At 72.0% G+C, this 20,378-nt stretch carries 22 protein-coding genes; 5 read left to right on the top strand and 17 right to left on the bottom strand.

Features of this window, described 5'->3' with window-relative positions; translation table 11 throughout:
* Window positions 1–43: 43 nt before the first annotated feature.
* Window positions 44–1,723, bottom strand: coding sequence for a 3-hydroxyacyl-CoA dehydrogenase family protein (locus HMPREF3099_RS00755; RefSeq protein ID WP_070703303.1), 1,680 nt, complete (start codon window positions 1,721–1,723; stop codon window positions 44–46).
* Window positions 1,724–2,044: 321 nt separating this feature from the next.
* Between HMPREF3099_RS00755 and HMPREF3099_RS13685 the strand changes: the two genes are divergently transcribed.
* Genes HMPREF3099_RS13685 through HMPREF3099_RS00740 form a run of 3 tightly spaced genes read left to right on the top strand, consistent with a single transcriptional unit; the run spans window position 2,045 to window position 4,421 of the window.
* Window positions 2,045–2,986 (top strand): thiamine pyrophosphate-binding protein, encoded by a 942-nt coding sequence (locus HMPREF3099_RS13685; RefSeq protein WP_070703302.1) that lies wholly within the window; start codon window positions 2,045–2,047, stop codon window positions 2,984–2,986.
* A 60-nt stretch (window positions 2,987–3,046) separates the two neighbouring features.
* Window positions 3,047–3,742 carry an endonuclease NucS gene (gene nucS, locus HMPREF3099_RS00745; RefSeq protein WP_070703301.1) on the top strand — a complete coding sequence of 232 codons (696 nt, stop codon included), beginning with the start codon at window positions 3,047–3,049 and terminating at the stop codon, window positions 3,740–3,742.
* Window positions 3,743–3,788: 46 nt separating this feature from the next.
* Window positions 3,789–4,421, top strand: a complete 633-nt coding sequence (locus tag HMPREF3099_RS00740; RefSeq protein ID WP_070703300.1) for a cob(I)yrinic acid a,c-diamide adenosyltransferase — start codon at window positions 3,789–3,791, stop codon at window positions 4,419–4,421.
* Here HMPREF3099_RS00740 and HMPREF3099_RS00735 read toward each other — a convergent pair.
* From HMPREF3099_RS00735 to HMPREF3099_RS00725, 3 genes are all read right to left on the bottom strand, one after another.
* Complete coding sequence (locus HMPREF3099_RS00735; RefSeq protein WP_070703299.1) at window positions 4,397–4,843, bottom strand: DUF2550 family protein; 447 nt, start codon at window positions 4,841–4,843, stop codon at window positions 4,397–4,399. The two genes, HMPREF3099_RS00740 and HMPREF3099_RS00735, sit on opposite strands and share 25 nt — an antisense overlap.
* 7 nt (window positions 4,844–4,850) lie before the next feature.
* Window positions 4,851–5,120: a F0F1 ATP synthase subunit epsilon gene (locus HMPREF3099_RS00730; protein ID WP_070703306.1), complete on the bottom strand. Its 270-nt coding sequence runs from the start codon at window positions 5,118–5,120 to the stop codon at window positions 4,851–4,853.
* A 68-nt stretch (window positions 5,121–5,188) separates the two neighbouring features.
* Window positions 5,189–6,526 carry a uracil-xanthine permease family protein gene (locus HMPREF3099_RS00725; RefSeq protein ID WP_070703298.1) on the bottom strand — a complete coding sequence of 446 codons (1,338 nt, stop codon included), beginning with the start codon at window positions 6,524–6,526 and terminating at the stop codon, window positions 5,189–5,191.
* Between the two features lie 61 nt (window positions 6,527–6,587).
* On the opposite strand from HMPREF3099_RS00725, the gene HMPREF3099_RS00720 reads away from it, so the two are divergent.
* Window positions 6,588–7,295 carry a 2OG-Fe(II) oxygenase gene (locus tag HMPREF3099_RS00720; RefSeq protein WP_070703297.1) on the top strand — a complete coding sequence of 236 codons (708 nt, stop codon included), beginning with the start codon at window positions 6,588–6,590 and terminating at the stop codon, window positions 7,293–7,295.
* A 97-nt stretch (window positions 7,296–7,392) separates the two neighbouring features.
* On the opposite strand, the gene atpD is transcribed toward HMPREF3099_RS00720, so the two are convergent.
* The 12 genes from atpD to HMPREF3099_RS12195 all read right to left on the bottom strand — a co-directional run bounded on the left by atpD (window position 7,393) and on the right by HMPREF3099_RS12195 (window position 18,824).
* A complete protein-coding gene (gene atpD, locus HMPREF3099_RS00715) occupies window positions 7,393–8,856 on the bottom strand; it encodes a F0F1 ATP synthase subunit beta (protein ID WP_070703296.1) in 1,464 nt (487 codons plus the stop codon).
* A 34-nt stretch (window positions 8,857–8,890) separates the two neighbouring features.
* Window positions 8,891–9,817, bottom strand: coding sequence for a F0F1 ATP synthase subunit gamma (locus HMPREF3099_RS00710; RefSeq protein WP_070703295.1), 927 nt, complete (start codon window positions 9,815–9,817; stop codon window positions 8,891–8,893).
* A gap of 152 nt (window positions 9,818–9,969) precedes the next feature.
* A complete protein-coding gene (atpA, locus tag HMPREF3099_RS00705; RefSeq protein WP_070703294.1) occupies window positions 9,970–11,619 on the bottom strand; it encodes a F0F1 ATP synthase subunit alpha in 1,650 nt (549 codons plus the stop codon).
* Between the two features lie 81 nt (window positions 11,620–11,700).
* Window positions 11,701–12,516, bottom strand: coding sequence for a F0F1 ATP synthase subunit delta (locus HMPREF3099_RS00700; RefSeq protein ID WP_070703293.1), 816 nt, complete (start codon window positions 12,514–12,516; stop codon window positions 11,701–11,703).
* Window positions 12,516–13,091, bottom strand: coding sequence for a F0F1 ATP synthase subunit B (locus HMPREF3099_RS00695; RefSeq protein WP_083323361.1), 576 nt, complete (start codon window positions 13,089–13,091; stop codon window positions 12,516–12,518). Before HMPREF3099_RS00695 ends, HMPREF3099_RS00700 begins: the two co-directional genes overlap by 1 nt.
* Window positions 13,092–13,162: 71 nt before the next feature.
* Entirely contained in the window at window positions 13,163–13,366 is a 204-nt protein-coding gene (locus HMPREF3099_RS00690; protein WP_070703292.1) for an ATP synthase F0 subunit C, read from the bottom strand.
* A 130-nt stretch (window positions 13,367–13,496) separates the two neighbouring features.
* The gene (atpB, locus tag HMPREF3099_RS00685; RefSeq protein ID WP_083323360.1) at window positions 13,497–14,282 is read right to left on the bottom strand and encodes a F0F1 ATP synthase subunit A; all 786 of its coding nucleotides are present in this window, start codon (window positions 14,280–14,282) and stop codon (window positions 13,497–13,499) included.
* A gap of 151 nt (window positions 14,283–14,433) precedes the next feature.
* Entirely contained in the window at window positions 14,434–14,697 is a 264-nt protein-coding gene (locus HMPREF3099_RS00680; protein ID WP_070703291.1) for a hypothetical protein, read from the bottom strand.
* A complete protein-coding gene (locus tag HMPREF3099_RS00675; protein WP_070703290.1) occupies window positions 14,690–15,097 on the bottom strand; it encodes a hypothetical protein in 408 nt (135 codons plus the stop codon). Before HMPREF3099_RS00675 ends, HMPREF3099_RS00680 begins: the two co-directional genes overlap by 8 nt.
* A complete protein-coding gene (locus tag HMPREF3099_RS00670; RefSeq protein ID WP_070703289.1) occupies window positions 15,094–16,200 on the bottom strand; it encodes a glycosyltransferase family 4 protein in 1,107 nt (368 codons plus the stop codon). Before HMPREF3099_RS00670 ends, HMPREF3099_RS00675 begins: the two co-directional genes overlap by 4 nt.
* Before the next feature lie 69 nt (window positions 16,201–16,269).
* Window positions 16,270–17,547 (bottom strand): serine hydroxymethyltransferase, encoded by a 1,278-nt coding sequence (gene glyA, locus HMPREF3099_RS00665; protein ID WP_070703288.1) that lies wholly within the window; start codon window positions 17,545–17,547, stop codon window positions 16,270–16,272.
* Entirely contained in the window at window positions 17,544–18,824 is a 1,281-nt protein-coding gene (locus HMPREF3099_RS12195; protein WP_070703287.1) for an L-threonylcarbamoyladenylate synthase, read from the bottom strand. The genes glyA and HMPREF3099_RS12195 overlap by 4 nt, the downstream gene beginning before the upstream one ends.
* Before the next feature lie 101 nt (window positions 18,825–18,925).
* Between HMPREF3099_RS12195 and HMPREF3099_RS13205 the strand changes: the two genes are divergently transcribed.
* Window positions 18,926–19,621 carry a pentapeptide repeat-containing protein gene (locus HMPREF3099_RS13205; RefSeq protein WP_070703286.1) on the top strand — a complete coding sequence of 232 codons (696 nt, stop codon included), beginning with the start codon at window positions 18,926–18,928 and terminating at the stop codon, window positions 19,619–19,621.
* A gap of 9 nt (window positions 19,622–19,630) precedes the next feature.
* Here HMPREF3099_RS13205 and prmC read toward each other — a convergent pair.
* Window positions 19,631–20,378: peptide chain release factor N(5)-glutamine methyltransferase (gene prmC / locus HMPREF3099_RS00650; protein ID WP_070703285.1), on the bottom strand; the 748-nt coding region annotated here is incomplete at its 5' end.

Here is a 20,378-nt window from a genome sequence, read left to right as displayed (position 1 = left end):
CGCGGGCACCGCCTCGTCGACGGGCCTTCCCCATCGCGCGTCCTCAGGCGCGCGGGGTGGCGTCGCGCAGCGGCAGGTCGAGCACGGCGGCGTCCACCAGGGCTGCGGCGGGCGCCAGGCCCGGGTCCTGCGTGGCGCCGAAGAGCCCGGACTGCACGTCGAGCACGTGGTCGGCCCCCAGCTGGTCGATGTAGCCGAACGGCCCCATCGGGTAGCCGCACCCGGCCACCATGGCGGTGTCGATGTCCTCCGGGCTGGCGTACCCGGACTGGGCCATGAGCACGGCCTCGTTGAGGAAGGGCACCAGCAGCGACTCCACCACCAGACCGGGCTGGTCGCGCACCACCACCGCGGTGAGCCCCGCCTCCTGCGCCAGCGCGCGCACCGTGGCCTCGGCCTCGCGGGAGGTCGTGGTGGTGCGGCCCAGCTCCAGCAGCCGCCCGTACCCCGTGGCCTCGTGCAGCACGGCCCGCAGCGCATCGGCGTGGCGGCCGCTGGTGGCGGCCAGGTCCAGCGTCGTGTCGGCCGTCAGCGAGACGACCACGGCGTCGGCCGGCAGCACGCGTCCGAGCTCCAGGAAGAGCGCGTCCAGCTCGATGAAGGCGGCCTCGAGCTCCTCGGGCTCGGCCTCGTCCCAGTCCTCCTCGAGCGGGTCCACCACCTCGGCGGCCTCGAAGACCACCTGCGCACCGGACAGCGCGCCCAGGTCGGCCCCGGCCTCCTCGATGCGGACCACCTCGCGCCCGGTGCCCGCGAGCGCCTCGGCCAGCTCGTCGGCCTCCTCGCCGGCGCCGATGACGCCCACCACGGTCACCTCGCGCGGCGCCGCCGGCTCCTGCGCCCGCGCCGCCGCGGCCTGACGGGCCTCCGCCGAGTAGGGGTGGAAGCCCGCGCCGCTCTTGCGGCCCAGCAGGCCGGCCTGCACCATCGTGGCCAGCTCGTAGCTGGGGGCATGCATGTGCTTGTGCGTGAGCGAGTGGATGACCCCGCCGATGCCGGCGCAGACGTCCAGGCCCACGAGGTCCATGAGGGTCAGCGGCCCCATCGGCAAGCCCGCCCCCACGTGCATGGCGGTGTCCAGGTCGGCCGCGTCCACGGCGCCGTCGAAGTACAGCTGGCCGGCACGGTTCATGTAGCCGTAGAGGAGGTGGTTGGCCACGAAGCCGGCCCGGTCGGCCACGACCACCGGCTGCTTGCCCAGCCGGGTGGCCAACTCGGCCACGGCCTCGACGGCGGCCGGGTCGGTCACCGGGGTGTGCACCACCTCCACGAGCTTCTGCACCGGGGCCGGGTTGAAGAAGTGCATGCCCACCACGCGGTCACGGCGCTGCGTGCCGGCGGCGATCTCGGTGACCGAGAGGCTCGAGGTGTTGGTGGCCAGGATCGCCTCGGGCCTCGTGACCTCGTCGAGGCGGCCGAAGACCTCGTGCTTGATGTCCATCCGCTCGGGCACGGCCTCCACCACGAGGTCCACCTGGGCCAGGTCCGCCAGGTCGCTGGAGAAGGTCACCGCCTCGAGCAGGGCCTGCTGCCCGGCCACGTCGAGCTTGCCCTTCTGGACGGCGCGGGCGGTGGAGGCCTCCAGCAGCCCCCGGCCCCGCTCTGCGAGCTCGGGCGTCATCTCCACGCCCACCACGCGCACGCCACCGCGCGCGAAGACCTCCACGATGCCGGCCCCCATGGTGCCCAGGCCGACGACTCCCACCGATGCGATCCGTGTCATGGGGCTCACTCTCCCACGTCGCCCGAACCTGTTGACCTTTGCCGCTCCATGCCGCAGGTGGGGCCCATGCAGAACATCCAGTTCGTCATTCTCATGCAGGAACGCGCCACGACCTGACCACTCGACGCGACGCGTCCCCACCCTCGTGCACCCGAAGTTCCGGGTCCGGGGGTTTTTTGTTACCCGAAAGCACCCACCCCGAGGACGCCATGACCCCGCAGAGCACCTCCACCGCCGACCCGACCACCGCACCGCCCCCCCCCGGACCGCCACCGGCCGGCCCCCGGAACCACCGCCACGCCGCCCCGCACCGGCGCCGAGGTGCTCGTCGCCACGCTCGAGCGACTGGGGGTGGAGCACCTCTTCGGACTCCCCGGTGGGGCCGTGCTGCCGCTCTACGACGCGCTGCACTCCTCGCGCCGGCTGCGCCACGTGCTGGTGCGCCACGAGCAGGCGGCCGGACACGCGGCCACCGGCTACGCGGTCTCCACCGGCAAGGTGGGCGTCTGTCTGGCCACCTCCGGCCCGGGTGCCACCAACCTCGTCACCCCGCTGACCGACGCGGCGATGGACTCGGTGCCGGTCGTGGCCATCACCGGCAACGTCCCCGCGGGCTCGATGGGCACCGACGCCTTCCAGGAGGCGGACATCCGCTCCATCACGATGCCGGTCACCAAGCACTCCTTCCTGGTCACCGACCCCGACGAGATCGGCCCCACCATCGCCAGCGCCTTCGAGCTGGCCGCCTCCGGCCGCCCCGGCCCGGTGCTGGTGGACGTCACCAAGGACGCCCTGGCCGGCCCGGCCCGCCCCGACCGCGAGCGCCTGACGCTCCCCGGGTTCTCGGTTCCCCCTCCCCCCTCGGCCGGCGACGTGGTGGTCATCCGCCAGGAAGGGCCCCGCGGCGGCCCGGGGATGCGCGAGATGCTCGCCATCACCGGGGCCATCAAGGGCGCCGGTCTCGGCAAGGACGTGCTGCCGGTGACCGACGGCCCCTTCTCCGGCGGCACCACCGGTCCGTGCGTGGGGCATGTGGCCCCCGAGGCGGTCGACGGCGGGCCGGTGGCGCTGGTGCAGGACGGCGACGGCATCGTGCTGGACGTGGCCGCCGGCGCCCTCGACCTCGAGGTCGACGAGGCGGAGCTGGAGCGCCGCCGCGCCGCGTGGGAGGCCCCCGAGCCACCCGCGCGGGCCCGGCGGGGCGTGCTGGCCAAGTACTCCCGCCTCGTCCGGTCGGCCTCCGTGGGCGCCGTGACCCACTGAGGCGCTCCCGACCACTTCGCGCGACGCACGCGCGGCCCCTGCTGGCGTAGGGTGCCGCGCGTGCGTCTCGTCATCGCCCGCTGCCAGGTCGACTACACCGGAGCCCTCACGGCCCACCTCCCGCTGGCCACCCGCCTGCTGGTGGTGAAGGCCGACGGCTCGGTGCTCGTGCACTCCGACGGCGGCTCCTACAAGCCGCTCAACTGGATGACCCCGCCGTGCACGCTCGTGGAGACCGAGCCCTCCGAGGAGCTCACCGAGGAGGGTGTGGAGCGCGTCTGGACCGTGCGCCACCGCAAGAGCGGCGACCAGTTGGTCATCCACCTCCACGAGGTGCTCGAGGACGTCAGCCACGAGCTCGGCGTGGACCCCGGGCTGGTCAAGGACGGCGTGGAGGCCCAGCTGCAGGAGCTGCTCGCCGAGCACGTCACCACCCTGGGCGAGGGCTGGAGCCTGGTACGCCGCGAGTGGATGACCCCCATCGGCCCGGTGGACCTGCTGTGCAAGGACTCCCACGGGCGCACGGTGGCCGTGGAGATCAAGCGCCGCGGCGGCATCGACGGCGTGGAGCAGCTCACCCGCTATCTCGAGCTGCTCAACCGCGACCCCCATCTGGCCCCGGTCGAGGGCGTGTTCGCCGCCCAGGTGATCCGCCCCCAGGCCCGCACCCTGGCCGAGGACCGCGGCATCCGCTGCGTGACCCTGGACTACGACGCCCTGCGCGGGTTGGACGACGCCGAGGGCCGCCTGTTCTGAGCGCCCCGCGCCGCCGACCACCCCCGGCGGGTGACAGGCTGGCCCCATGGTCAACCTCACGCGCATCTACACCCGCACCGGCGACGACGGCACGACCGGACTGGGCGACTTCGGCCGCACCACCAAGGACGACCCGCGCCTCGTGGCCTACGCCGACACCGACGAGGCGAACGCGGCCCTGGGCATCGCGATGCTGCACACCGCCGAGCACCCCGAGGTGGCCGCCGTGCTGCGCCGGGTCCAGAACGAGCTCTTCGACGTGGGGGCCGACCTCTCCCTGCCGCTGCGGGCCCGCTACGAGTACGAGCCGCTGCGCGTGACCCAGGAGTGGGTCGACGACCTCGAGGCCGACTGCGACCGCTTCAACGAGGGCCTGCCCGCGCTGCGGAGCTTCATCCTGCCCGGCGGCGGTCCGCTGGCGGCGCACCTGCACGTGGCACGCACCGTGGTGCGCCGTGCCGAGCGGGCGGCGTGGACGGCGGTGGCGGTGCACGGTGACGTGCCCGCCGCCGAGGGGGCACCCAAGGGCACGGGGGGCGTGTCGCGGCTGCCCGGCCAGTACCTCAACCGGCTCTCGGACCTGCTGTTCATCCTGGCGCGCAGCGCCGCGGGCCCCGAGGGCGACGTGCTCTGGCAGCCCGGTGGGGGCCGCTCTCAGAGGTCCGTCGAGAAGGAGTGACCCGGGGGCAGGGTCTCCTGCCAGGCGCGCAGCGCGCGGCCCGCTCCCGGTGAGAGCACGACGTCGATGCCCTCCCCCGACGGGACCCGGGGCCCGCGCGGGGCGGCCTCACCGGTCAGCCGCACCCACCGCGAACCGGCCACGGGAGTCTGCTCGTCGAGCCACTGGATCTCCACCGTGGTGCGGCGCAGCGCCGCGAAGGGGCGCGTACCGGCACCCCACAGGGAGTGGAACTCGACGGCCCGCGGGCCCAGACGCACGATGGCCGGGCGGGTGGTCCCGGCGGCGCGCACGCGGCACAGGGCGGTGTACTGCCCCCCGCTGATGCGGATGCGGCGCCACCAGCTGAAGAGCAGCCAGAGCAGCGCCGCCAGGACGACGGCGAGGACGACGGCCTCGGCCGTGCGGAGGGTGGACCCCACCGGCGGGTCAGGCGGTCAGGGAGCTCGCGTCGACCTTCTCGGCCACCACGGTGACCCGGTCGCCGTCCACGGAGAGGAAGCCGGTGTCGATGGTGACCTCCTCCTTGCCCGAGGTGGTGTGGATGCCCACCGCACCGGACACCAGCGCGCCCAGCAGCGGGGTGTGGCCCGGCATGATGCCGAGCTCGCCCTCGGTCGTGCGCGCGGTCACCATGGTGGCCTCGCCACTCCACACCTGGCGGTCGGCGGCAACGAGGTCAACGGTCAGGTGGCTCACCGGGTTCTCCTGGAAGGTCGGGGGTGTGAGGTGGCCCATCGTACGCGGAACCACAGCGTGCTCCGGCCTCAGGGCGAGGGCGTGCCGCGGCCCGTGTCGGCGGCGCCCGTGGGGTGCCCCATCGGCAGCAGCGGGTCGGTCGTGGCACCGGTCAGGGAGTTCACCCACCGCATGAGGTGGAAGACCACCAGCGCGGCGGCCGTGCCCAGCGCGATGCCGGCGAAGGTCACCTGCCCGAAGCGCCACGTGAAGTCCGCGATGCCGATCACCAGCGCGGCCCCGGCGGTGGTGAGGTTGATCGGGTGGGAGAAGTCCACCCGGTTCTCCATCCAGATGCGCACCCCGAGCACGCCGATCATGCCGTAGAGCACCGTGGACACCCCGCCCAGCACGCCCGCCGGCACGGTGGCGATGAGGGCGCCCACCTTGGGCGAGAGGCTCAGCAGCACCGCGGCCAGGCCGGCTACCAGGTAGGCCGCCGTGGAGTACACGCGCGTGGCGGCCATGACGCCGATGTTCTCGGCGTAGGTGGTGGTGCCCGACCCGCCGCCGGAACCGGCCAGGGTGGTGGCCAGCCCGTCGGCCACCAGCGCCCGGCCCATGAGCGGGTCCAGGTCCTGGTCGGTCATCGCGGCCACGGACTTCACGTGGCCCACGTTCTCGGCCACGAGCACCAGCACCACCGGCACGAAGAGCGCCAGCACCGAGGGGTGGAAGGTCGGGCTGGTGAACCCCGGCAGGCCGAACCACGCCGCGTCGTGGGCCGGCTGCAGGTCCACCTCGCCGCGCACCAGGGCCACCACGTAGCCGACGGCCACGCCCAGCAGGATCGCCAGGCGCCCCAGCAGCCCGCGCAGGGCCACCGTGGCCAGCACCACGGCCAGCAGCGTGACCAGGGCGGTCACCGGGGAGGTCATGAAGTTCGCCTTGGCCGCCGGCGCCAGGTTGAGGCCGATGAGCGCCACGATGGCACCGGTCACCAGCGGCGGCATGAGCCGCCCGATCCACGCGTGACCGGCCACCTGCACCACGAGGCCCACGACCACCATCGCCAGACCGGTGAGCACCACGCCGCCGAGCGCCCCGGCGTGCCCGTGCGCGGCGGTGGCGGCCCCCAGCGGCGCGATGAAGGCGAAGGACGAGCCGAGGTAGCTCGGGATGCGCCCGCCGGTGAGCACCAGGAAGAGCAGCGTGCCCACGCCGGAGAAGAAGAGCGTGGTGGACGGCGGGAAGCCGGTGAGCAGCGGCACGAGGAAGGTGGCACCGAACATGGCCACCACGTGCTGGGCCCCGACGCCCAGGGTCCGCGGCCAGCTGAGGCGCTCCCGGGGACGCACCACGCCGTCGGGGGCGATGGTGCGTCCGTCGCCGTGGAGGGCCCAGAAGCCGGTGCCAGCTGCGGTCATGCGTGCTCCTTCGCGCGGGGCCGCGCGTGTCGCGTGTGTGGGCGGTGTCACGATAGGCCCCATGACGACGAGCCAGCACACCGACGACTCCGTGGGGCGCGACTTCATCGAGGTCTACCCCGACGCCCTCTCCCCCGAGCTCTGCGACCGCATCATCGAGGCGTTCGAGGAGAGCAAGGCCCAGGGCCCCGGCCGCACCGGCGGCGGCGTGGACCCCACCATGAAGAGGTCCGTGGACGTCTTCATCTCGGACAAGCCGGAGTGGCGCGAGATCGAGGCCGAGCTCGTGGCCGCCGCCAGCCGCTGCCTCGTGGAGTACGTGCGCACCTACCCGCACACCCTCCTGGCGCCGATGATGTTCCAGCGCACCACCCCGGACGGCACCACCACGCGCATCACCCCCGAGGAGGTGCGCGCCATGAGCGACCGCGACGTCATCCAGATGGCCGGCACGGCGCTGCGCCCCGGCGGCATCAACGTGCAGCGCTACACCGCCGACGAGGGCGGCTACCCCTACTGGCACTGCGAGACCATGCCCACCGACTCCACGCACGAGGCGCTGCACCGCCACTGCCTGTGGACCGTCTACCTCAACGACACCTTCGACGAGGGCGGCACGGAGTTCCTCTACCAGGGCCACCTCGTGGAGCCCCGCAAGGGCGCTCTGCTCATCGCGCCCGCCGCGTTCACCCACACCCACCGCGGCAACATGCCCAAGGGCGGCGACAAGTACATCGCCACCAGCTGGTTCCTCTTCCACCGCAAGTGAGCCACCGGGCCGGGCCCGTCCCCCGCGGGCCCGCCCCTCCCCCACGAGGAAGGCCCCCACCGGATCGGTGGGGGCCTTCGCCGTCAGCGGGTGCTGGTCAGCTGTTCTTCTCCAGCTCGTGGGCCTGGCGCTCGACGTCGTCGAGGCCACCGCACATGAAGAATGCCTGCTCCGGCACGTGGTCGTACTCACCGTCGGCGATCTTGGTGAACGCCTCGATGGTCTCGGCCAGCGGCACGGTCGAACCCTCGATGCCGGTGAACTGCTTGGCCACGTAGGTGTTCTGCGAGAGGAAGCGCTGGATGCGGCGGGCACGACCGACGAGGATCTTGTCCTCCTCGGAGAGCTCGTCGATACCCAGGATCGCGATGATGTCCTGCAGCTCCTTGTACTTCTGCAGGATCGACTTGATCCGGACCGCGGTCTCGTAGTGGTCCTTCGCGATGTAGCGCGGGTCCAGGATGCGGCTGGTGGAGGTCAGCGGGTCCACGGCCGGGTAGATACCCATCGACGCGATCGGGCGGGAGAGCTCGGTCGTGGCGTCGAGGTGGGCGAAGGTGGTCGCCGGGGCCGGGTCGGTGTAGTCGTCGGCCGGCACGTAGATCGCCTGCATGGAGGTGATCGAGTGACCACGGGTCGAGGTGATGCGCTCCTGGAGCACACCCATCTCGTCGGCCAGGGTCGGCTGGTAGCCCACGGCCGAGGGCATGCGGCCCAGCAGCGTGGAGACCTCGGAACCGGCCTGGGTGAAGCGGAAGATGTTGTCGATGAAGAGCAGCACGTCCTGCTTCTTCACGTCGCGGAAGTACTCGGCCATGGTCAGGGCCGAGAGGGCGACGCGCAGACGCGTGCCCGGCGGCTCGTCCATCTGGCCGAAGACCAGGGCGGTCTGGCCGAGGACGCCGGCCTCCTCCATCTCGACCATGAGGTCGTTGCCCTCACGGGTGCGCTCGCCCACACCGGCGAACACCGACACACCACCGTGGTCGCGGGCCACACGGGCGATCATCTCCTGGATGAGCACCGTCTTGCCCACGCCGGCGCCACCGAACAGGCCGATCTTCCCACCCTGCACGTAGGGGGTCAGCAGGTCGATGACCTTGATGCCGGTCTCGAACATCTGGGTCTTGGACTCCAGCTTGTCGAAGTCCGGGGCGGGGCGGTGGATGCCCCAGCGCTCGGAGACCTCGAGCTGCTCGCCCGGCTCCAGGTTGAGGCACTCACCGGTGGCGTTGAAGACCTTGCCCAGGGTGACCTCACCCACCGGCACGCTGATGGGGCCGCCGGTGTCCTTGACCTCGGCGCCGCGCACCAAGCCGTCGGTCGGCTGCAGCGAGATGGCGCGGACCAGGTTGTCACCGATGTTCTGGGCGACCTCGAGGTTCAGCGTCTTGGTCTCACCGTCGAGCTCGACGTCGACCTTCAGGAGGTTGTAGATGGCGGGCACCGCGTCCGGCGGGAACTCGACGTCGACGACCGGCCCGATGATCCGAGCCAGACGTCCGACACCGCCGGCCTGCTGGGTGGCGGAGGTGTTCTCCGCGGCAATGGTGGCGTTCATGTGATCCGTTTCCTTCTTGTCCGTCACTGCTCGGTCACTTGGCGTCGGCGAGGGCGGCAGCGCCACCCACGATCTCGCTGATTTCCTGCGTGATGTCGGCCTGACGCGCCTGGTTGGCCAGTCGCGTGTAGTCCTTGATGAGGTCCTCGGCGTTGTCCGTCGCGGACTTCATGGCGCGCTGCCGGGCCGCCAGCTCGGAGGCGGCGGACTGCAGCAGCATGTTGTAGATGCGCGAGGACACGTACTGCGGCAGCAGGGCGTCCAGCACCTTTTCCGCGCTCGGCTCGAAGTCGTACTCCGGCGTGAGCCCCGAGTCGTCCTGCGCGACCCCGGCGGCGTCGGCGGTGACCTCGTCACCCTCGACGACCTCCAGCGGGAGCAGGCGGGCGGCGGTGACCTCCTGGGTCACCATGTTGACGAAGCGCGTGTACACCACGTGCACCTCGTCCACGCCGCCCTCCTCGGTGGGCTTCAGGAAGGCCTCGATGATCGCGTCGGCGATCTCGCGGGCCGCCTCCACGGTCGGGGCGTCGGAGAAGCCGGCCCAGTTGCGCGCCCAGTCGCGGTTGCGGAAGCGGTAGTAGCCCTCCGCCTTGCGACCCACGAGGTAGGGGGCCACCTCGAGGCGGTGCTCGTTGCGCAGCTCCTCGACCAGGCGGTCGGAGAACTTCAGCGGCGCGGACGGGTAGGCACCCGCCAGACCGCGGTCGGAGGTGATCACCACGACGGCGGCGCGCTTCGGCTCCGCACGCTCGGTGGTGAGGGGGTGGTCCTCGGTGGAGTTGGTCGCCACGGCCGAGACCGCGCGCGTCAGGGCGCGGGCGTACGGCGAGGTCTCCTCGACCCGCGTGCGCGCCTTGATCACCCGGGAGGCCGCGATCAGCTCCATCGCCTTGGTGATCTTCTTGGTGGCCTTGACGGACTTGATGCGTTGGCGGTACTCCCGCTGCCCCGCTGCCATGTCGTTCCGCCTTCCGGTGGTGGTCAGTGCACGTTCTGGTGTCCCGCCGTGGCGGGGTGGCCGTCCGGCGGCCGGTCCCGGTCTCCCGGGGCGCCCCGGTGAGGGACGCGGCTGGTGGGCCGGGGAGGGCGTGCGCCCTCCCCGGCACCCACTCAGCGCTTGGTCTTGACGATCCGCTCCTGGGTGACGTCGCCGTCCTCCAGCTCGGGGGTGTTCTCCTCGAGCTCGTCAGAACCGGGCTGGATGCCCGTGCTCGCCGAACCCTGGAACTGGCGCTTGAACTCGGCGATGGAGCTCTCGAGCTCGGCCTCGCCCTCGTCGGAGAGCTTGCCGCTCTCGACGATGGAGGAGAACAGCCCGGAGTGCTCGCGGCGCAGGAAGTCGAGGTACTCGGCCTCGAAGCGACGCACGTCCTCCACCTCGATGTCGTCCAGGTGGCCGTTGGTGCCGGCCCAGACGACCGCCACCTGCTCCTCGACGTTCATCGGCGAGGACTGCGGCTGCTTGAGCAGCTCCACCATGCGCGAACCACGGGCCAGCTGGGCCTTGGAGGCCGCGTCGAGGTCCGAGGCGAACATGGCGAAGGCCTCCATCTCACGGAACTGCGCGAGGTCGGTGCGCAGTCGACCGGAGACCGACTTCATGGCCTTGATCTGGGCCGCACCACCGACTCGGGACACCGACACACCCACGTTGATGGCGGGGCGGACACCCGAGTTGAAGAGGTCGGACTCCAGGAAGATCTGGCCGTCGGTGATGGAGATGACGTTGGTGGGGATGTAGGCCGAGATGTCGCCGGCCTTCGTCTCGATGATCGGCAGACCGGTCATCGAGCCCGCACCCATGTCGTCGCTCAGCTTGGCGCAGCGCTCCAGCAGGCGGCTGTGCAGGTAGAACACGTCACCCGGGTAGGCCTCGCGGCCCGGCGGGCGGCGCAGCAGCAGCGACACGGCGCGGTAGGCCTCGGCCTGCTTGCTCAGGTCGTCGAACACGATGAGCACGTGCTTGCCGTCGTACATCCAGTGCTGGCCGATGGCCGAGCCGGTGTACGGGGCCAGGTACTTGAAGCCGGCCGCGTCGGACGCCGGGGCGGCGACGATGGTCGTGTACTCCAGCGCGCCGTTCTCCTCCAGGGTGCGACGCACCTCCGCGATGGTGGAGCCCTTCTGGCCGATCGCCACGTAGATGCAGCGCACCTGCTGGTTGACGTCGCCGGACTCCCAGTTGCGGCGCTGGTTCAGGATGGTGTCCACCGCGACCGTGGTCTTGCCGGTCTGGCGGTCACCGATGATCAGCTGACGCTGGCCACGGCCGATCGGCACCATCGAGTCCACGGCCTTGATGCCGGTCTGCATCGGCTCGTGCACCGACTTGCGCTGCACCACGGTGGGCGCCTGCAGCTCGAGGGCGCGGCGGCCCTCGGACTGGATCTCGCCCAGGCCGTCGATCGGCTCGCCCAGCGGGTTCACCACGCGGCCGAGGAAGGCGTCGCCCACCGGGACCGAGAGGACCTCGCCGGTGCGGTGCACCTCCATGCCCTCCTCGATGCCGGCGAAGTCGCCCAGGACGACGACACCGATCTCGTGCACGTCGAGGTTCAGCGCCAGGCCCAGCGTGCCGTCGGCGAACTTCAGCAGCTCGTTGGTCATCGCCGAGGGCAGGCCCTCCACGTGCGCGATGCCGTCACCGGCATCGACCACGCGGCCCACCTCCTGGCTGGCGGCAGCCTGGGGCTCGTACGACTGGACGAACGAGTCCAGCGCGTCCCGGATCTCCTCGGGACGGATCGACAGCTCCGTCATGATCTCTCCTTGGTGGGCCGCTCGTGGGCCCTGGTCAGTGTCTCGGCCGGTGTATGGGGGGGGTTCGGGAACCGTGGGCGCTCAGACGCGCCCGACCATCCCGTCGCGGGCCTCGGCCAGTCGGCGCGAGACGGTGCCGTCGATCACGTCGTCGGCCACCTCGACGCGGACGCCACCGACGACGTCCTGGTCGATGACCGTGTTCAGCGTGATCTCTCGGCCGTACTGCGTGGCCAGCGCGGAGCGCAGGCGCTCCTGCTGGTCAGTGGTCAGCGGGACGGCCGTGTGGGCCACCGCGATGAGTCGCTCGGCACGTGCCGCGGCGATCTCCCGGTAGGCGCGCAGCGCCAGGTCGAAGCGCAGGGACTTGGCCCCCGCCACGGACTGCTCCACCAGGCGCAGCGTCTCCGGGGCCACCTTGCCGCCCAGCAGGCGCTGGACGAGCTCGCGCTTGGCCCCACGGTCGACACGGCGGTCGGTGAGGGCGGTGCGCAGCTGGGCGTCACCGGTGAACGTCTCCTGCACGGAGAACAGCTCGTCGGCCACGCGCTGGGCAGAACCGGTCCGCTCGGCGGAGCCCATGACGGACTCGACACCCAGGCGGATGACGGCCTCCCCGAGGTCGCCCTCGGAGCGCCAGCGCTGACCCGCGGCGGCCACCAGCACCCGGCGGGCGGGCTCGGTCGCCGACGCGAACACCTTCTCCGCCAGGCGCGCCCGGTCCTCACCCGAACGGGTGGGGTCGGTCAGCGCGCGGCGCAGCTGCCCGCTGTCGCCCAGCACCTCGGCGGCGCCGAAGAGCTGGTCGGCCAGGTCCATGCCCTGCGCCCCGCCACCGAGCTGCTGCTCGAGGGCGTCGCACGAGGCGGCGTAGGCGCCGATGGAGGTGCCCTGCATCAGCGGGCCTTCGTGGTGACGGTGGCCTTGCCGGACTCGAGCTCGGCCAGGAAGCGGTCCACGAGACCCTTCTGCCGGGCCTCGTCCTGCAGGGACTCACCGACGATGCGGCCGGCCAGGTCGGTCGACAGGCGGCCGACCTCACCGCGCAGCTGCACCTGGGCCTGCTGGCGCTCGGAAGCGATTTGCTTCTGGGCGGTCTCCAGGACCCGGGCGGCCTCCACGTCGGCGAGCTGACGCTTCTCCGCACGGATGGCGTCGCCCTCCTCACGGGCCTTCTCACGGATGGCGTTGGCCTCCGCACGCGCCTCGGCGAGCTGCGACTCGTACTTCTGCTGGGCTGCCTTGGCCTCGGCCTCGGCCTGCTCGGCACGGGCCATGCCGCCCTCGATGGCGTCACGGCGCTCGGCGTAGGCCTTCTCCATGGCCGGCACGAAGAACTTGCTGGCCACGAAGTAGACGATGCCGATGGCGATGAGACCGAAGATGAGCTCCGGCAGGTAGGGGATGAGCGCGTCGGTGCCGCTACGGCCTGCGTGCTCCCCACCCTCAGCCAGCACACTCAGGTTGTGCACGGTGTCTCCTTCAACGGATTCGACAGGGGGTGCGTGCCACCGAGGTGGTCACGCGTGATGACGCGGATCCGTCAGAGGATGAAGGTCAGCACGAAGCCCAGGATGGCCAGGGCCTCGGCGATGGCCATACCGAGGATGGCGATCGGCTGCAGGAGCGAGCGGGACTCGGGCTGACGCGCCACACCGTTGATGTAGGCAGCGAAGATCAGGCCAACGGCGATGGCCGGGCCGATGGTGGCGAGACCGTAGCCGACGAGGTTCAGCGAGCCGTCCATGGTGTTCCTCTTTCCTTGTGTCCCACGCGGTCCTTCCACGTGGGGCGGGGTTCAGGGGTGGTGCTGTTCAGTTGTACGACAGGAAGGTCAGGGGGCGGGGTGCTCCCCGCCGGGACCGGCGGTGCGCCGGTCAGTGGTCCTCGGAGAGCGAGGCGCCGATGTAGCTGGCCGACAGCAGGGTGAAGACGTAGGCCTGCAGGCACTGGATGAGGATCTCGAAGAAGGTCATGAGCAGACCCATGATCCAGGAGCCGGCGCCGGCGATGGCCAGCAGCGGGCCGGAGTTCACCAGGAACCAACCGCCCATGATGAACAGCACCAGGGCCATGTGGCCGGCGAGCATGTTGCCGAAGAGTCGCAGCGCGAGCGTCAGCGGCTGGGTGATGGTCTTGGAGACGAACTCCAGGAAGAAGACCACCGGCACGATGAACACGGGCAGGCCCGACGGCACGAAGGTCTTGAGGTAGCCCCCGAGGCCGTGCTTGCGGATGCCCACGATGTGGTAGACGACGTAGACGATGAGCGTCAGCACCACCGGGAAGGCGATGGAGGCCATCGTCGGCATCTGCACCGGAGGCAGCACGCCCATGAGGTTGTTGAGCAGGATGAAGACGAAGAGCGAGAAGAGCAGCGGCACGAACGGCTTGAACTTCTCACCGCCGATGAGGTCACGGGCGATGCCGTTGCGCACGAAGTCGTAGATGCCCTCGGTGACGAACATGCCCTTGGACGGCACGACGGCGGCGCGCTTGGCCGCCCACATCATCCAGGCACACAGCGCGGCGGTCACGAGCATGACCACGAGCATCTGGCGGGTGAAGGCGAAACCGCCCACCTCGAACAGGGGGAGCCAGAAGTCGTTGGTGCTCGGCTGGTGGAACTCCACCTCTGCGAGCATGGCCGGTGCGTGGCTCACGTGCTATTCCTCCACGGGGTCTGGGGGTCCGACCCCGTTCGCGTGCCGCGGGGCACGGGGTCAGTCGGCGTTGCTTCAGCCGGAACCCACCTGCATCCACGCCGGAGAACCGGCGCTGACGGGCGGGTGGGCACAGCGGGACGTCGCCGTGTCAGGCGTCACTGTACCTGAGGATCAGCACGTACAAGGACAGCCCCACGCCGACCAGCGTGGCGACCGGGACCACCCAGCGCCACCCCGTCAGCTCGGCCAGCAACCACCCCAGCCCGGCGAACACGAGGATGCCGGTGAGCAGGGTGCCCAGCACCGCTGCACCGAGGTCGGCACCGCGCGCGCTGCCGCCGCGCCAGGCCTCCTTCTCCCACGGGTCGTCCGGCTCGTCGTCCCCCACCCAGGGGCCCTTGTAGTCAGCCACGGCCGCCCCCGTACGGCTCCACCGTCATGGCGTGTCGCCCGGTGACGAAGCCGTGCACCACACCGGCCTGCCAGGCCAGCACCGCGATGCCGCCCACCAGCGAGAAGACGAAGCCGTCCGGCCACGGCACGAGGAAGACCGCGGCGGCGAAGACGGCCACCTGCAGCAGGAAGACGAGCAGCGCCATCGGCACCACGAGCGCCGGCGCCCCGTCGAGCACGTACCGGACCATGAGCAGCCCCGTGGTGAGCACGAGCGCGGTCACCACGCACACCCCGGCGGCGGTCACGGCGGCACCCGGGCCCCGGGTCCACAGCGCCACGGGCACCGAGACCGCGAGGACGAGCAGGGAGCCCAGCGGGCCGTGCACGAGCATGCGGCCCCACGGGGAGCGGTTCACAAAGGGTCTCCTTCCGGGGCCACGCGGCGCGGCACCACCCAGGTCACCAGCGCGGCGAGCACCCCGAGCGAGACGAGCAGCACCAGCCCGGCCCACTCGGGCAGGTAGTTGAACGAGAGCACTCCCCCGGCCAGCGTGGCGGCCCACAGGTACATCGTGAGCACGGCCGAGCGGTGGCTGTGCCCCAGCCGCAGGAGCTGGTGGTGCAGGTGGCGGGCGTCGGCGTCCCACGGCTTGCGGCCAGCCCGGGTGCGGCGCACCACGGCCAGCAGCATGTCCACCAGGGGGATCGCGACCACGGCCACCGGCAGGGCCAGCGGCAGCACGACCGCGGCCGTCCGGGAGGCCACACCCACCGCGGCCGGGTCCACGGTGCCGGTCAGCGAGATGGTGGCCGCGGCCATGAGCAGCCCCAGCAGCAGCGACCCGGCATCACCCATGAAGAGGCGGGAGGGGTGGAAGTTGTGCGGCAGGAACCCGGCCGTCACGCCCATGAGCACCGCGGTGATGAAGGTGGCGGTGCTGAACACGTTGGGCGGGTCATAGGTGTGCGAGAGCTCGTAGCTCCAGACGAAGAAGGCCGCGGCGGCGATGCCGACCATGCCGGCGGCCAGGCCGTCCAGCCCGTCCACGAAGTTCACCGCGTTCATCGTGGCCACCACGAGCAGGATGGTGAGCGCCAGCGAGACCGGCCCGGGCAGGATCGTGTAGCCCTGGATCGGCAGGCTGATCAGGGAGACGCCTTGGGCGGCCATCACCACGGCCGCGGCCACCTGCCCGCCGAGCTTGAGCGCCCAGTGGAGGTCCCAGCGGTCGTCGGCCGCACCAAGGGCGGACACCACCACCGCGGCCGCGAGCACGCCGTACATCTGCGTGTCGGCGAAGATCTGGCTGAGGTAGGGCAGGCGCGAGGCCACCAGCGTGGCCCCGAAGAGCCCGGCCAGCATCGCCAGGCCCCCCAGGCGCGGCTTGGGCACCGCGTGCACGTCGCGCCCGCGCACCGGCGTGATGGCACCGGCCCGCACCGCGAACCAGCGCACCAGGGGGGTCAGCCAGAAGGTGACGACCCCGGCCACGAGCATGACGAGGAGGTACTCACGCACGGTGGGTACCTCCTCGGGGCAGGACGCGAGCAGCCGGCCGCCACGGGGGGGGTGGCGGCCGGCGGGTGCTCAGCGGGGGTAGGCGGGGAACTGCTCGGTCAGCTGGTCGACCTGGGCGCGGATCTCGCGGGAGACGGCGCCCTCGGGCTCACCCTCGCCCTGCGTGACGGCCTTCGCGATGAGGTCGGCGATGGTCTGCATCTGCTCGACGCCCATGCCCTGGGTCGTCACGGCGGGGGTGCCCACGCGCACGCCGGAGGCCAGCATCGGCGGGGCCGGGTCGAAGGGGATGGTGTTCTTGTTGAGCACCAGGCCGGCCGCGTCGCAGCGGGCCTCGGCGTCCTTGCCCGAGACGCCCAGCTCGCGCAGGTCGTGCAGCGAGAGGTGGGTGTCGGTGCCACCGGAGATCGGGCGCAGGCCGTGCTCGCCCAGGGCGGCGGCCAGCGTCTTGCTGTTCTCCACGACCTTGGCCGCGTACTCCTTGTACGCCGGCTGCAGGCACTCGTGGAAGTTCACGGCCTTGGCGGCCACGGCGTGCATGAGCGGGCCGCCCTGCATCATCGGGAAGACGGCCTTGTCGATCTTCGAGGCGTGCTCCTCCTTGCACACGATGGCGCCGCCGCGCGGGCCGCGCAGCACCTTGTGCGTGGTGAAGGAGACGACGTCGGCGTGCGGCACCGGCGAGGGGATCACGCCACCGGCCACCAGGCCGATGAAGTGGGCGGCGTCCACCCAGAAGATCGCCCCGACCTCATCGGCGATGGCGCGGAAGCGCTCGAAGTCGATGAGGCGCGGGATGGCCGAGCCACCGGCGAGGATGATCTTGGGGCGGTGCTCCTTGGCCAGGCGCTCCACCTCGTCGTAGTCGATGTGCTCGGTCTCGGCGCTCACGCCGTAGTGCACGGCGTTGAACCACTTGCCGGAGAAGCTCACCTTGAACCCGTGGGTGAGGTGGCCGCCGTGGTCCAGGCTCATCGCCAGGATGGTGTCGCCGGGCTTGGCGAACGCGCCGTAGACGGCCTGGTTGGCCGAGGCGCCCGAGTGGGGCTGCACGTTGGCGTGGTCGGCGCCGAAGAGCTCCTTGGCACGGGCGATGGCCAGGTTCTCGGCCTTGTCCACCTCGGCGCAGCCACCGTAGTAGCGACGACCGGCGTAGCCCTCGGCGTACTTGTTCGACAGGGTCGAGCCCAGCGCGGTGAGCACCGCGGGGCTGGTCTGGTTCTCACTGGCGATGAGCTGGATGCCCGTGCGCTGACGCTCCAGTTCCGAGAGCAGGATCGCGGCGATCTCCGGGTCCTGCTGCTCCAGCATCGTGTAGTCAGGGCCGAAGAAGGGGGGCTGGCTCATCGTGTGCTCCTGTCGTCGTTGACGGGGGTGGCCGACGGGGCGTCGGCGGAGGGGCCCGCCTCGTGGGCACGGCCACTGCGCAGCCTACGCGTCGGGGCGTCGTGCACCTCGTGTCCCTCGGCGTCCACTTCGACCACGTCGAACTCCCGGTCCACCGGCACGGCGACCGTGCGCAGCGTCGAGGCCGTCGGCTCGTGGGCCTGGGCCACGCCGTCGTCCTCCACGACCTCCTCCGACGGGGGCTCGGGCGGCAGTTCGTGGGCCTGGGACATCCGCAGGCTGGTGGCACCTCTGGGGGCCGGGCCGGTCGGCGCCCCGGCCGCCGCCACCGGAGACTCCTCGGGGCCAGCCGTCAGGGGGTGGTGGACCGGCACGGCCTGCGTCTCCTGCTCCTCCAGCCGGGCGAGCCACGCCTCCTGCTCGGCCTCCTCGCGGCGGCCGGCCTCCTCGTCCTCGTCGTCGATGAGGGGCACGTCGGCCGGGTCCTCCACCGGGGCCTCGGTGAGGTCGTGCGGCACGGCCCCGTCGGAGGCGGCGGCCGCCGCCTCGGTGGACCGGCCGGCGGCCCTGAGCTCCTTCTCCAGGGCCTCGCGGTCCGCCGCGGGCTCGGGCTCCGCGGGCGAGAGGCGCAGGTGCACCTCCTCGCCGAGCACCTCCTCGAGACGCTCCACGGAGAGGGCCCCCATGCGCAGGATCACCGGGCTGGGACGGGTGCAGTCGAGGATGGTCGACGGGCGGTTGCCGGGGGTGGGCCCGCCGTCCAGGTACACCTGTACGGCCGAGCCCAGCTGCGTGGCCGCCTCGAGCACGGTGGTGGCGGCCGGCTGACCGGTGACGTTGGCGCTGGTCACCGCGAGCGGACCGGTGCGCGAGAGCAGGCGCAGCGCCAGGTCGTGGTCAGGCATGCGCAGCGCCACGGTGCCGTTGGTGGCCCCGAGGTCCCACTGCAGGGAGGGCTGGGCCTGCACCACCACGGTGAGCGGGCCGGGCCAGCACTCGCTGAGCAGCCTCCGCACGTAGGGCTGCAGCGAGGTGGCCAGGCCGTCCACGGTGCGGATGCTGGGCACCATCACCGGCGGCGGCTTGTCCGCCCCGCGCTGCTTGGCTGCGAGCACGTTCGGCACGCCCTCGGCGTGGAAGGGGTCGGCGGCCACGCCGTAGACGGTGTCGGTGGGGAGCACGACGACGCGACCCTCCGCGAGCGCCTCCTGCGCCGCGTCGAAGGCCTCGTCGCGCTGCTCGTCGGTGGGTTCGGTGCAGTCGAACACCGGGCTCATGCCTGTCCTCCTGGGGTGCGGTCGGTGCAGTCTTTCACGCCCCGCACCCCGCCAGCGGCCCTAGGCTCACCGTGACCTGCCCCTGCTCCCCGGGAGTCCCTGTGCCCGACCAGCCCACCCCCGCACCCACCACCTGGGCCGACCGGACCCTCTCGGAGCAGAACGTGCGCCACGCAGCCCTCGAGGGGGTCATCCTCGAGCGCTGCACGCTGCCGGAGCTCGACCTGCGCGGCACCGAGCTGAGCGGCCTCGTCCTGCGGGACTGCACCGCCACCGGGTGCCGGCTCGACCACGCCACCGCGGACGGCCTGCGCGTCCTGGGCGGCCGGTGGGACGCCACCCGGTGGGACTCCGCCGACCTGTGCGACGCCCGCTTCGAGGGGGTGGACCTCGCCCACGCCTCGTTCGAGCAGGCCCTCCTCTCCGGCGCGGTCCTCGACGGCTGCCGGCTGAGCGGTACCCGCCTGTCGGCCACACGGGGCCTCGGCTTCACCCTGGCGGGCGGGACGGCCTTCGCGGCCGACCTCACCGGCGCCCAGCTGGAGGGCAACACGTTCGGGGGCACCCGGCTCACCGAGGCGGTCCTCGCCCGGGCCGTGCTCCGCGGTGCCACCTTCGACGGGTGCGATCTCCTCGGCGCCCAGCTGGAGGGGGCGGACCTGGCCGGCGCGGACCTGCGGGGAGCGGGCCTCCCCGAGGACCTGCCCCTGGAGCAGCTCACCGGCGCGGTGGTGACCCCGGCCCAGCTGGCCCGGCTGGCCGGGGCGCAGCTCGGCGTGGTGGTGCAGGAGGCCTGAGGCCCGGGCTCACCGCCCCGGCCAGCGCCCTTCCACGAAGCGGGGCCGTCCCGCGAGATCGCGGTGGTCAACCACGTCCACGTACCCCAGCTCGCCGAGCAGCCGCGGCAGGGACTCCCCCTGGGTGTCGTCGTGCTCCATGAGGAGCCACCCGCCCGGGCGCAGCAGCGTCGCCGCGTGGCGGGCGAGCTGCAGCGGCACCGCGAGCCCGTCCGGCGACCCGCCGTACAGGGCGCGCTCGGGATCGTGGTCGGCTACCTCGGGGTCGTCCGGCACGGCCCCGTCGGGCACGTACGGCGGGTTGGACACCACGAGGTCCACCTGGCCCTCGCGATCGGCGAACTCCACGCGGGCATCACTCACCCTGAGGTCGACGGTCATCCCCGTGGACTCAATGTTGCGCTCGGCGTACTCCGCGGCACGGTGGTCGATCTCCACCGCCCGGAGCACCAGCTCCGGCAGGCGCTCCCCCGCCTGACGACGGCGCTCCACCGCCGCCGCCACGCCCAGCACCACGGCCCCGCTCCCGGTGCAGAGGTCCACCAGCTCGACCTGCACTCGACCCTCACCCCTGCTGGCGAGGATCTCGCCGGCCCGCTCGACGAGCAGCTCGGTCTCCGGGCGCGGCACGAACACCCCCGGCCCCACGGTCAGGCGCGCCCCGGCGAACCAGGCGTACCCGAGCACGTGCTGCAGCGGTTCACGGGCGGCCCGCCGTGCCACGCCGTCCTCCAGCGCGGCCACCTCCGGGCCGTCC

Source organism: Kytococcus sp. HMSC28H12 (genome assembly GCF_001816045.1).
In the GTDB taxonomy this organism is placed as follows: Bacteria; Actinomycetota; Actinomycetes; order Actinomycetales; family Dermatophilaceae; genus Kytococcus; species Kytococcus schroeteri.
The sequence above is the reverse complement of the archived record's forward strand: the minus strand, read 5'-3'. Positions and strand labels throughout refer to the sequence as shown.

Coding starts and splice junctions, on each gene's coding strand:
- HMPREF3099_RS00725 (WP_070703298.1), bottom strand. CDS start 6,526: ATGACCGCAGCTGGCACCGGCTTCTGGGCCCTCCACGGCGACGGACGC.
- HMPREF3099_RS00740 (WP_070703300.1), top strand. CDS start 3,789: ATGGTCAACCTCACGCGCATCTACACCCGCACCGGCGACGACGGCACG.
- HMPREF3099_RS00700 (WP_070703293.1), bottom strand. CDS start 12,516: ATGCAGGGCACCTCCATCGGCGCCTACGCCGCCTCGTGCGACGCCCTC.
- atpA (WP_070703294.1), bottom strand. CDS start 11,619: ATGACGGAGCTGTCGATCCGTCCCGAGGAGATCCGGGACGCGCTGGAC.
- atpD (WP_070703296.1), bottom strand. CDS start 8,856: ATGAACGCCACCATTGCCGCGGAGAACACCTCCGCCACCCAGCAGGCC.
- glyA (WP_070703288.1), bottom strand. CDS start 17,547: ATGAGCCAGCCCCCCTTCTTCGGCCCTGACTACACGATGCTGGAGCAG.
- HMPREF3099_RS12195 (WP_070703287.1), bottom strand. CDS start 18,824: ATGAGCCCGGTGTTCGACTGCACCGAACCCACCGACGAGCAGCGCGAC.
- HMPREF3099_RS00710 (WP_070703295.1), bottom strand. CDS start 9,817: ATGGCAGCGGGGCAGCGGGAGTACCGCCAACGCATCAAGTCCGTCAAG.
- HMPREF3099_RS00755 (WP_070703303.1), bottom strand. CDS start 1,723: ATGACACGGATCGCATCGGTGGGAGTCGTCGGCCTGGGCACCATGGGG.
- HMPREF3099_RS00690 (WP_070703292.1), bottom strand. CDS start 13,366: ATGGACGGCTCGCTGAACCTCGTCGGCTACGGTCTCGCCACCATCGGC.
- HMPREF3099_RS00720 (WP_070703297.1), top strand. CDS start 6,588: ATGACGACGAGCCAGCACACCGACGACTCCGTGGGGCGCGACTTCATC.